Origin of the sequence: Cognatishimia sp., from assembly GCF_964229375.1 — a bacterium.
In the GTDB taxonomy this organism is placed as follows: Bacteria; Pseudomonadota; Alphaproteobacteria; order Rhodobacterales; family Rhodobacteraceae; genus Cognatishimia.
In genome coordinates, this window is record NZ_CAXREH010000164.1 from 1 (window position 1) to 11,689 (window position 11,689).

Genomic DNA, 11,689 nt, shown 5'->3' on the forward strand with positions numbered 1-11,689 from the left:
CCGATGCGGCTTGGCAACCATGCGGCCTTTCATTCTGGACTGCAAACGCCCGTGTCCGAGCGGGGCCGCGCGGCGTTGCCGGCCACGTTGTTTCAGCAACCTGACTGTCCAATGATTGACGGACGTGGCCAGATCTGGTGGCCCGGTGCATGTGATCTTGAGGCCCTATGGGACTATACACTGGGTCAACAAGTCACTGAAACTTATGATTTTTCGCGCGCGATCCAAACCGCCGCGCGCGAGTTCGCCCCTGACCTTTTCATCGTCACCGGCCCCGGCACCACCCTTGGGGGTGCCATTGCTCAGTCGCTGATCCTTGTGGACTGGCAGGGCATGTCCAACAAAGCCACTTTTAAACAGAAACAGGATGCAGGCCCTTTGCTTGTGTCCATGGGACTAGACGACCAGCGTCGTCTGGCCACTTAGAGGGAGAAAACCATGTCTCATACTGAGATCCTGAAAGCATCGGGCTTTACCGACGCGGACCTGACGGGGGGCAGCTTGTCTGTGACCACCCCTGTTGACGGGTCCGAAATCGCGAAACTTACAGAGCATTCCGTCACCGACGCCAATGCGATGATTGAAAAAGCGCATGACGCTTTCCTTAAGTGGCGCACCGTCCCTGCCCCGCGTCGCGGCGAATACGTGCGACTGCTGGGCGAAGAACTGCGCCGTGAAAAGGACAATCTGGGGGCCTTGGTCACTCTGGAATGCGGCAAGATCCTGCAAGAAGGTCTGGGCGAAGTTCAGGAGATGATCGACATCTGCGATTTCGCAGTCGGCCTGTCGCGCCAGCTGTACGGTCTGACGATTGCATCAGAGCGACCGGGCCACGCGATGCGTGAAACCTGGCATCCGATGGGCACCTGCGGCATCATTACCGCGTTTAACTTTCCGGTCGCGCCATGGTGCTGGAACGCTGCCCTCGCATTGGTTTGTGGTGACCCAGTTATCTGGAAACCGTCTGAGAAAACGCCATTGACGGCGATGGCTGTTCAGAAAATCTGTGAACGCGTCTCGGCCCAGTTTGGCGAGGATGCGCCCGACGGTCTGACGCAAGTTCTGATTGGCGAGCGCGAGTTGGGCGAAGCTCTGACGGCCCACAAGAAAGTCGCGATTATTTCTGCAACCGGGTCGGTTCCCATGGGGCGCGCCGTTGCCGCGGATATGTCCAAACGTCTGGGCCGCACAATCCTTGAGCTGGGCGGCAACAACGCGATGATCGTGGCCCCATCCGCCGATCTGGAAATGGCACTGCGCGCGATTGTCTTCTCTGCGGTGGGCACCGCAGGTCAGCGCTGCACCACGCTGCGGCGTCTGATCGTGCATGAGGACGTGTATGGCGCCTTGGTGCCTCGTCTGATCAAAGCCTACGAAGGACTGCCGATTGGTGATCCATTGGCAGACGGCACGCTTGTTGGACCGTTGATCGACGATCAGTCCTTGCGCGCCATGGATGCAGCGCTTGAAAAAGCCACATCCGAGGGCGGCACCGTGCACGGTGGCGGCCAAGCACTGACCGACACCCACGCTGACGCGGCCTATGCGCATCCGGCGATTGTCGAGATGCCAAGCCAAAGCGAAATCATGCACCACGAGACCTTTGCGCCGATCCTTTATGTCGTGAAATACAAGACGCTGGAGCAAGCCATCGATATGCAGAACGAAGTGCCTCAGGGCCTGAGTTCCTGTATCTTCTCAACCGACGTGCGCGAGACCGAACAGTTCTTGTCGGCCTCTGGCTCTGACTGCGGGATCGCCAACGTCAACATCGGCCCATCGGGTGCTGAAATCGGGGGCGCGTTCGGGGGTGAAAAAGACACCGGTGGCGGCCGTGAAAGCGGATCTGACGCATGGAAAGGCTACATGCGTCGCCAGACAAATACGGTGAACTATTCGCGCGAGCTGCCACTTGCACAAGGCATCAAGTTCGACTTCTAAGCCGTTGATTCAAAATGAAACGGCCCGCGATTGCGGGCCGTATTCTAGTTGATCTGGATCATCTTTCCAGGGTTCATGATATTGTCCGGATCCAGCGCTTTCTTGATCGTCGCCATGACGTTCAACCCCGCCCCATGCTCTGCCATAAGATAGGGCATTTTTCCGGTACCCACCCCATGTTCGCCGGTGACGGTTCCATCCAGTTCCAAGGCCATTCTGCTGAGGGACGCGGCCAGATCTTTGGCTTTCTTGTACTCTTCGGGGTCCTCGGGATCGATCAGGATCGACAGGTGGAAATTGCCGTCCCCCACATGCCCGACAACAGGCGCCAAAAGTCCCGCCTCGGCAATTTCGGCCTTGGTTTGATTGATCGCCTTTGCCAGTTCAGAAATCGGCACACAGACATCGGTGACCACCGGCCGCGCGCCCTGGCGCAGACTGATGGCGGCATAATAGGCATTGTGGCGTGCGTCCCAAAGCCGGTTGCGGTCTTCGGTCTTGCTGGCCCATTGAAATGCCTCGCCGCCAAAGTCGCCCGCGATCTCGCCAAAGGCTTCGACCTGTTCGGCGACACCGGCCTCAGATCCGTGGAACTCTAGGAAAAGATGCGGTTTTTCAGGGAAGTTCATATCGGGATTATAGATATTCATACCCTTCATCTGCACCTCGTCCAGCAATTCGATCCGCGCCATTGGCAGCCCGGATTGAATGGCCAGGATCACCGAATTGACGGCGTTTTCGACTGACGGAAAGGCGCAGGTCGCTGCCGAAATGGCTTCTGGCTGGCCATAAAGCCGAACGGACAGCTTGGTGATAATGCCCAAAGTCCCCTCAGAGCCGATCATCAGCTTGGTCAGATCATACCCTGCCGAAGATTTCCGCGCGCGGGTTCCGGTCTCGATTATCGTGCCATCCGCGAGCACCACTTCGAGCGCCAGCGTGTTTTCCCGCATGGTGCCATAGCGTACGGTGTTCGTGCCAGAAGCGCGGGTCGCGGCCATGCCGCCCAGAGTGGCATCGGCGCCGGGATCGACGGTGAACATCAAGCCGGTGGCGCGCAGCTCTGTATTCAGCTGTTTGCGGGTCACCCCCGGTTGCACGACTGCATCCAGATCCTCGGGATTTACCTTAAGCACTTTGTTCATGCGGCTTGTGTCGATCGAAATTCCGCCGTGCACGGGCACGACTTGGCCTTCAAGGGACGTTCCCACGCCGAAAGGAACCACCGGACATTTATAGCGCGCGCAGATTTTGACGATCTCTGACACCTCTTGAGTTGAGTCAGGGAACGCGACCGCATCCGGCTGCACGGGCGTCGCATGAGCTGCGTCATGGCTGTGCAGATTGCGAACCGAACTGCCGGTTGAGAGCCTGTCGCCGAGCAAAGTCCGTAGCTCTGCAATGACCGTTTCAATTGTATCTAGCGCCATGTCTGCCTCCGTATCTGCGCAGATCATGGACATTGCGGCCGTAAAGACAAGAGGTCTTGTGCCTTGATTGCGCTTGCTCATATGGTGGCGCGCAAAGGGGAGCTGTGTGCGTAGAAGCCTGACAATCATATTGTTTTTGATCGCGGTGGCCATTTTTGCCGGCGTGATCTGGAACGTTGGCTATCGTACGGCTTTGACGGGGGTTTCCAATCAGGGCCGCGTTTACCTGCAATCTGCCTCTGACCGTTTGGTGGGTCAGTTGGCACGGTTTCGCCAGCTTGCAGATCTGATCGCACACCACCCGCAAGCTGTGGCCGTCACCAGCGGCGCCATCCCTGCAGAGCAGATTTTGCCCTTGTTTACACGCTCTGCCGACAGCACAGGGGCGCTAGAGGTCGGCCTGCTGGACGCAAAGGGTCGCGTCGTTCTGGCGTCAGCAGACAGCACGCCCGGTTATGATCTGAGCCATATGGCAAATTTCAATCGCGCCATGACCGGCGCTATGGGATTTACCCATTTTGTTGACGAAGCAAACCGGCGGATTTTTTCATTCATGGCCCCCGTCAGGGTTAATGGCAAACCATCGGGCGCGGTTATGGTTCAAGTCGACATGGAGACCATCGAGGAATCCGACTGGCGCTCTGCCCCGCAGGTTGTTCTGTTCACAGACGAGGACGACAGCGTTTTTGTGACCAACCGCTCTGAGGTGCTGTTTGAAGACTTCGCCACCACTCCGACACCAGAGGTGTTTGCCCCCAACCGCGTACGCACGATTGGCACGAATACCGTCTGGAGCCTGCCAGACACGCGGTATTTGCCCAGCCGTGCTCTTTATATGCAATTGCCCCGCCCTATCGTCGGCATGACCGGCCACACCTTGATTTCAACCGCACCTGCGGAACGACTGGCTGCACTTCAGGCGCTGGTTGCGGCGGCGGTCTGCATCACCTTTGGCGCTTTTCTGTACCTCGCGCGTGAACGCAGGCGGGTGCTGGCGCGCGACAACCTTTTGCTGGAACAACGCGTCACCGCCCGCACCGCGCAGCTGACGGCTGTGAACGTTAACCTGCGCCACGAAATTGCTGAACGCCAAGAGGCCGAAGAAGCGCTTCGCAAGGCGCAAGCAGATCTTATTCAGGCTGGAAAACTGACCGCCTTGGGGCAAATGTCGGCCGGTATCAGCCACGAGCTGAACCAGCCATTGATGGCAATTCGGTCTTTTGCCGACAATGGATCGCTGTTTCTGGAGCGTGAAAGCCCCAAGGAAGCGGCTGAGAATTTCACCCGCATCAGCGCGCTTTCGCATCGTATGGGGCGGATCATCAAAAACCTGCGCGCCTTTGCACGTCAAGAAAGCGAGCCGGTTACGGATGTGAACATCAACGACGTACTGGATGCGGTTCTGGAGCTGTCAGAGCCGCGGTTAAACACCGAGAATGTCGTTGTGACCCGCACAGGACCAAAGCAGGATATCTGGGTACGTGGCGGCGAAGTGCGTCTGCAGCAGGTCTTTATGAACCTTGTCTCAAACGCTGCTGACGCGATGGTTCAACGCGACGAAAAACACCTCGCGATCATCGTCTCGTCCGACCAGCAGCACGTTACCGTCTCGGTCAGCGACACAGGCCCCGGGCTGGATGATGCGGACAAGATCTTTGATCCCTTCTATACCACGAAAGAAGTCGGACAATCCGAAGGCATGGGGCTGGGCCTGTCCATTTCCTATGGTCTGGTGCAAAGCTTTGGCGGCGCGATCACGGGCAAAAACAGACCAGAGGGCGGTGCGATCTTTACCGTCGAACTGGCAGCAAGCGAGGGCAAAACATGAGCGGATCTGTTCTTTTGGTGGATGACGACCGCGCAGTCCGCGACGCGTTGGGCCAGACCCTGATGCTGGCGGGTTATGACGTGACGCTGGCCGCCAGTTACATCGAGGCGAAAGATCACATCACTGTCGATTTCTCAGGCGTGATCGTCAGCGACATTCGCATGCCCGGCAAGGATGGGTTTGATCTGCTTCACTATGCGCGTGGGATTGATCCTGACCTGCCTGTGGTTCTGCTGACAGGCGAAGGTGACATACCGATGGCGGTGCGAGGCTTGCAGGCCGGAGCGATCAATTTTCTGGAGAAACCCTGCGAGACGCAGGACTTTCTGACCGTGGTGGAGAACGCGCAGCGTGCGCGCCACATGGTGATGGAGAACCGCGTCCTGAAGCGTCAGGTCGAACAAGGCGATGCCGCATCGCGGCTTTTGTTTGGCACATCCACCCTGGCCGAAGGGCTTAGATCGCAAGCACGCAAGGCCGCGAAAGCGGGGACGCATGTTTTGATCTTTGGTGCGCCAGGATCAGGCAACTCGAAAGTGGCCGAAGTGGTGCATCTGTTGTCAGAAAACTCTTCCGCTGCGTTTCAGAAACGGGCAGCTGCAAGCCTGACGCCAGACAGTCTGGCCGACGTCTTAAAGCTTGCCGAGGGCGGCACGCTGTTTTTGGACGAGATATCAACGCTGCGCCAGGACGTGCAATTTGCCCTGACCGATGCCATGGACGCCCCTACGGCTCCTCGCATCATAGGCGGCACCTATGAAAGCCCCGCGTTCTTTCAGGACGGCGCAGGGTTTAGCAGCGATCTGTTCTATCGTCTGAACGTGATGACGCTGCGGGTACCGTCACTGAAAGAGCGCCCAGAGGATATTCCAGAGCTGTTTCGTCACTATGTGACAATCGCTGCGGAACAGGCTGGCACCAGCGCACCTCAGATTACGCCCGACACGATCAGCACGTTGATGGCGCAGGATTGGCCCGGGAACGCGCGGGCGCTGATGAATGCCGCCATGCGGTTCACGCTTGGGGTGTCAGATGGGGAGAGTGGCGCGGATCTTGGGCTGGCCGAACAGCTGGCGCGCGTCGAGCGCTCTTTGCTGACCGATGCGCTGAAACGGTTTCACGGCAATGCAACCGAAGCAGCAAAGGCCCTCAAGCTGCCGCGCAAAACCTTTTATGACAAACTGGCGCGCCACGAGATTCGGGCCGAGCTTTACCGCTAACGGATCTGTGCGGAATTCCGCACACCCTGCGATATCCATTGTGCGAAACTTCGCACACAGCTCAAAATGCGAAAGCCACTGACCGTCTCAACGCCCTTCTTAGGCCTTGTTAAAAAACGGAAAATTCGCAAAACAATTAAATTCAACAGTTTCACTTGTCGCATCATTAACTGTGGCATTCACTATGGCAGGGACAGAATTCCTGTCTGCTAAAGTGTGTATCACTTGGGAGGAAACACTATGAAATTCATCACTGCAGCCGTAGCGGCTACGATCGCGTTTGGCGCAACCGCCGCATCAGCATCCGGCGCTTGTGATCCAGGCGAAGTGGTTATCAAATTCAGCCACGTCACCAACACCGACAAACACCCTAAAGGCATCGCCGCATCCCTGCTGGAATCGCGTGTGAACGAAGAGATGAACGGCAAGGCTTGTATGGAAGTCTTCCCGAACTCGACCCTTTATGATGACAACAAGGTTCTTGAGGCGCTGCTTCAGGGCGACGTACAACTGGCGGCTCCTTCGCTGTCCAAGTTCGAAGCCTTCACCAAGCAATTCCGCCTGTTTGACCTGCCATTCATGTTTGCAAACGTCGATGCAGTGGACGCGTTCCAAGCGTCTGACGCGGGTCAGGCTATGAAAGACTCGATGCAGCGCCGCGGCCTGCAAGGTCTGGCATTCTGGCACAACGGCATGAAGCAAATGTCAGCAAACGTTCCATTGGTCGCACCGACCGACGCCAACGGCCTGCGCTTCCGCGTTCAGTCCTCTGACGTTCTGGTTGCACAAATGGAAGCCATCGGCGGCAGCCCACAGAAAATGGCCTTCTCTGAAGTTTACGGCGCGCTGCAACAGGGTGTTGTGGACGGTCAGGAAAACACCTGGTCCAACATCTTTGGTAAGAAGTTCTTCGAAGTTCAGGACGGCACAACCGAAACCAACCACGGCATCATCGACTATCTGGTCGTAACCTCGACAGAGTGGCTGGACGGTCTGGACGCGGACGTGCGTGATCAGTTCCTGACAATTCTTGACGAAGTGACCACGACCCGGAACGCAGAATCCAGCGCCGTGAACGAAGAAGCCAAACAAGCGGTCATCGCAGCAGGTGGCGTTGTACGTCAACTGTCCCCAGAACAGCGTCAAGCTTGGGTTGAAGCCATGAAGCCGGTTTGGGAGCAGTTCAAAGGCGACGTTGGTCAAGAAAACATCGACGCAGCGCAAGCGATTAACGCGAGCATGTAATTTGATGTAACGTGAAAGGGCCCGTCCCCTGGGCGGGCTCTTTTTTTGTGCCTGATGGCAACTTGGCCACTCAAATAAGGAGTTGGGACATGCAGTCGAAACCATCTGGTGGGTTTATCGACACGCTCGAAGAAAACCTCATCGCGGCCCTCCTAGGTGCTATGACATTGCTAACTTTCGCGAATGTCGTTGCACGCAAAGGGTTTAATTCAAACATTCTCTGGGGCCTGGAAGCGACGGTTTTTCTGTTTGGCTGGCTTGTCCTGTTGGGCGCATCCTATGCGGTCAAGAAAGGCGCGCATCTTGGCGTAGATGTCATGATCAATGGCATGTCCGAAAGCCGCCGCCGTATCACCGGGCTGATTGCTATCGCTGTCTGTATCGCCTTTTCGTTTCTGCTGCTTAAAGGCAGCTGGGATTATTGGGCGAACTTCGCGAACCTGCCAAAGACCGAAGGCCGCTGGTTCCCGCTGGGCTTTGAAGACAAGTTTCTTGCCAAGGGCTGGTACGAGCTGGACGACATCCCGCACCCAAGCATTCTGAAATGGATGGAAGACGTCTTTAACGAAGGCGAATCCTATAACAAAATGCCGCGTATGATCCCCTATATCGTGCTGCCTATTTCCTCGGCGCTGTTGCTGCTGCGGTTCGTGCAGGCAGGCATCTCCGTCTGGAAAGGCGAAAGCGATCGCATCGTCGCAAGCCACGAAGTCGAAGACGAGATCGATGAAGCTCGTGCACAAATCGGAGACTAACTGACCATGTCCGTCCTATTTCTCTTTTTGCTGGTCATCGGGTTTTTGATGATCGGCGTCCCCATCGCTGTGTCCTTGGGTATGTCCTCTATCCTGTTTCTGTTGATCTTCAGCGATACCTCCCTGGCATCGATTGCGCAGACCATGATGCAGGCGTTTGTTGGGCACTTCACCCTTCTGGCGATCCCATTCTTCATCTTGGCCTCTTCGTTTATGTCCACCGGCGGCGTGGCGCAGCGGATTATCCGTTTCTCGATCGCTTGCGTTGGCCATTTGCGTGGTGGTCTGGCGATCTCGGGCGTGTTTGCCTGCATGATGTTCGCGGCCTTGTCGGGGTCTTCTCCGGCTACGGTTGTGGCCATCGGGACAATCGTCATCGCAGCGATGCGTCAAGCGGGATACACCAAGGAATTCGCGGCAGGCGTGATCTGTAACGCGGGCACATTGGGCATTCTGATCCCGCCGTCCATTGTTATGGTGGTTTATGCGGCCGCGGTCGAAGTCTCTGTGGGTCGGATGTTCCTTGCCGGCGTTATCCCGGGCCTTCTGGCGGGTCTGATGCTGATGGTTGCGATCTATGTCATGGCGCGGATCAAGAACATGCCCAAAGGCGAGTGGAAAGGCTGGGGCGAGATTGGTGCCAGCTTCCGCGATGCCTCCTGGGGCCTGCTGCTGATCGTGATCATCATGGTCGGGATCTATGGCATCCCCGGCGTCACAGGCGCGTTCTTTACCCCGACCGAAGCGGCGGCCGTATCATCTGTCTATGCGTTCTTCGTCGCCTGCTTTATCTATCGCGATATGGGCCCATTGGCGGCGCGTGACGGGCAAGAGCGGAAATCCATCCTGCAGGCGCCTCAGGCGATCATCACAGCCTGGTTCCACGAAGACACCCGCAAGACGCTGTTTGAAGCGGGCAAACTGACAGTGACCCTGCTGTTCGTGATCGCCAACGCCTTGATCCTGAAGCACGTTCTAACCGAAGAGCAGATCCCGCAGGCCGTTGCCAATGCGATGCTGTCCGCCGGATTTGGCCCTGTGATGTTCCTGGTTGTGGTGAATATCATCCTGCTGATCGGGGGTCAGTTCATGGAGCCATCCGGCCTTTTGGTCATCGTGGCCCCGCTGGTTTTCCCAATTGCGATCGAGCTGGGCATTGACCCGATCCATTTGGGGATCATCATGGTTGTGAACATGGAGATCGGGATGATCACGCCTCCGGTTGGTCTGAACCTCTTTGTGACCTCTGGCGTGGCCGGAATGCCGATGATGAGCGTTGTGCGCGCAGCGCTGCCGTTCCTTGGTGTTCTGTTCATCTTCCTGATCATGATCACCTATATTCCGGCGATTTCGACATTCCTGCCGAATACGATCATGGGGCCTGAGTTGATTTTGAAGTAGTCAGGTCACCCTAAACCAATAAAGCCGCGCGATTTCCGGATCGCGCGGCTTTTTTTGTTCTTTGCCTCGTGCTTACTTGATCTTCAACGTCTCGTTCAGCACGGATTTCAGATAGGCACCGTAGGCATTCTTAGCATAAAGCTCGGCACGTGCGGCCAGCGCGTCGCGGTCGATCCAGCCCTGTTCAAACGCAATCTCTTCAAGACAGCCAACCTGAACGCCCTGACGTTCCGACAAGGTCCGCACAAAGTTCCCCGCATCCAGAAGGCTGGCGTAGGTTCCCGTGTCCAACCAAGCGAAACCACGGCCCAATTGCTGAACCGTCAAGCTGCCCTCGGCCAGATACATTTCCAGCAAAGAGGTGATTTCCAATTCACCGCGCGCAGAGGGCGTGACCGCCTTGGCCTTGGCGGATGCGGTGCCGTCCAGAAAATACAAACCGGTGACCGCATAGGGCGAAGGCGCAACCTCGGGTTTCTCAATAATGGCAGTGACTTGCCCTTCGGCGTTGATGTCGACAACACCATAGCGCTCCGGGTCCGTCACCCGATAGCCAAAGACGGTGCCCCCCTCGGCCTGTGCGCTGGCTTGCGCCAGATGGACAGGCAGGCCATGGCCAAAAAACAGGTTGTCACCAAGGATCATCGCACTGGGCGCGCCATCCAGAAAATCCTCGGCAAGAATATAGGCCTGCGCCAGACCATCAGGGCTTGGCTGTTCGATGTAAGTCAGCGAGACGCCCCACTGGCTCCCGTCGCCTAATGCCCGCTCGAACTGGTCACGATCCTGCGGTGTTGTAATCATCGCGATCTCACGGATGCCAGACAGCATCAGCACCGAAATCGGGTAATAAATCATGGGCTTATCGTAGACCGGCAGAAGCTGTTTTGAGACACCGCTGGTGATTGGGAACAGCCGCGATCCGGTGCCGCCTGCCAGAATGATACCTTTGCGTTGTGCCATGACCGTCTGCCTACTGATATGCCTGTGTCTTCTTGTGCCCAGTAACCCGTCGCTTTGGCAAGGAAAACTCGGGAAATCCTGACACTGGCGCGGGCAATACGTTGCATCCAACGCCATTGTAGCGACCGCATCCCCAATCATTTCGCAAGATCACGTCCGCAGCTTTGCCTCAAACAAAGCCGGAGCCACCCATGCCCATCGAGACCTCTCCAATACTTGCCCTGCCCTATATTCAAGCGGCACAGGCGCAGAAACACGTCACCCATAATGAGGCGATCCGTCTGTTGGACATCGCTGTGCAGCTTGCCGTGCAAAGCCGAAGCCTGACTGCACCGCCCGCAAACGACGTCGAAGGAAACCGCTATATTGTGGCGCCTTCCGCTACAGGTCTTTGGGCTGGACAAGACGGCGACATCGCGATTTTTGAGGGCGGCGCTTATTGGTTCATCACCCCACGTCCCGGTTGGCGCGCCTATGTTGTGGACGAGGCCGCGGTTGCGACGCTTTCGTCGGGCAATCTCTGGGAAACCCAAAGCGAAGGTGCGGTGCAGGCGACTCGACTGGCGGTCAATGCGGCACCTGATATTAACAACCAGCTGATCTTGCAGGGAAATACCTCACTGTTTTCGCATGATGGCGCAGGGCATCGGATGACACTGAACAAGAATTCTACTGCGGATACCGCAAGTCTCTTGTTCCAAACCGGGTTTTCCGGCCGCGCTGAAATTGGCACGACTGGCACAGACGAGTTGACGGTTAAAGTCTCAGCAGATGGCTTGAGCTGGGTCGATGCCTTGCGTTTTGAGGCAGGTGGCGTTGTGTCTGGCGAAGCGGTGATGCAATCGCCAACAGACACCACAGCTGGGCGATTGATGCGGGCAGACTATGGCTATGCGCCGGGCAACC

Annotated in this window: 9 protein-coding genes and 1 pseudogene; 8 read left to right on the top strand and 2 right to left on the bottom strand. The window is 57.0% G+C overall.

Annotation, left to right across the window (positions count from 1 at the left end; all coding sequences use genetic code 11):
- A pseudogene (locus ACEQWH_RS12380) lies at positions 1 to 426 on the top strand (ACP S-malonyltransferase); the annotation flags it as partial.
- A gap of 12 nt (positions 427 to 438) precedes the next feature.
- Positions 439 to 1,941 (top strand): aldehyde dehydrogenase family protein, encoded by a 1,503-nt coding sequence (locus tag ACEQWH_RS12385; RefSeq protein WP_370231331.1) that lies wholly within the window; start codon positions 439 to 441, stop codon positions 1,939 to 1,941.
- A 44-nt stretch (positions 1,942 to 1,985) separates the two neighbouring features.
- Here ACEQWH_RS12385 and ACEQWH_RS12390 read toward each other — a convergent pair whose 3' ends face one another.
- Positions 1,986 to 3,371 (bottom strand): FAD-binding oxidoreductase, encoded by a 1,386-nt coding sequence (locus ACEQWH_RS12390; RefSeq protein ID WP_370231333.1) that lies wholly within the window; start codon positions 3,369 to 3,371, stop codon positions 1,986 to 1,988.
- Between the two features lie 106 nt (positions 3,372 to 3,477).
- Here ACEQWH_RS12390 and ACEQWH_RS12395 point away from each other — a divergent pair, with 106 nt between their 5' ends.
- The 5 genes from ACEQWH_RS12395 (at position 3,478) to ACEQWH_RS12415 (ending at position 9,820) form a co-directional block, all read left to right on the top strand.
- A complete protein-coding gene (locus ACEQWH_RS12395; protein WP_370231334.1) occupies positions 3,478 to 5,199 on the top strand; it encodes an ATP-binding protein in 1,722 nt (573 codons plus the stop codon).
- Positions 5,196 to 6,419 carry a sigma-54-dependent transcriptional regulator gene (locus ACEQWH_RS12400; protein WP_370231336.1) on the top strand — a complete coding sequence of 408 codons (1,224 nt, stop codon included), beginning with the start codon at positions 5,196 to 5,198 and terminating at the stop codon, positions 6,417 to 6,419. Before ACEQWH_RS12395 ends, ACEQWH_RS12400 begins: the two co-directional genes overlap by 4 nt.
- A 240-nt stretch (positions 6,420 to 6,659) precedes the next feature.
- Positions 6,660 to 7,664: a DctP family TRAP transporter solute-binding subunit gene (locus tag ACEQWH_RS12405; RefSeq protein ID WP_370231338.1), complete on the top strand. Its 1,005-nt coding sequence runs from the start codon at positions 6,660 to 6,662 to the stop codon at positions 7,662 to 7,664.
- An 89-nt stretch (positions 7,665 to 7,753) separates the two neighbouring features.
- Positions 7,754 to 8,419, top strand: a complete 666-nt coding sequence (locus ACEQWH_RS12410) for a TRAP transporter small permease (RefSeq protein WP_370231340.1) — start codon at positions 7,754 to 7,756, stop codon at positions 8,417 to 8,419.
- Positions 8,420 to 8,425: 6 nt separating this feature from the next.
- Positions 8,426 to 9,820 carry a TRAP transporter large permease gene (locus tag ACEQWH_RS12415; RefSeq protein ID WP_370231342.1) on the top strand — a complete coding sequence of 465 codons (1,395 nt, stop codon included), beginning with the start codon at positions 8,426 to 8,428 and terminating at the stop codon, positions 9,818 to 9,820.
- A 72-nt stretch (positions 9,821 to 9,892) separates the two neighbouring features.
- Here the strand turns inward: ACEQWH_RS12415 and rfbA are convergent, their stop codons facing one another.
- Positions 9,893 to 10,783, bottom strand: a complete 891-nt coding sequence (gene rfbA / locus ACEQWH_RS12420) for a glucose-1-phosphate thymidylyltransferase RfbA (RefSeq protein WP_370231343.1) — start codon at positions 10,781 to 10,783, stop codon at positions 9,893 to 9,895.
- 191 nt (positions 10,784 to 10,974) lie between these two features.
- On the opposite strand from rfbA, the gene ACEQWH_RS12425 reads away from it, so the two are divergent.
- Positions 10,975 to 11,689: DUF2793 domain-containing protein (locus ACEQWH_RS12425; RefSeq protein WP_370231345.1), on the top strand; the 715-nt coding region annotated here is incomplete at its 3' end.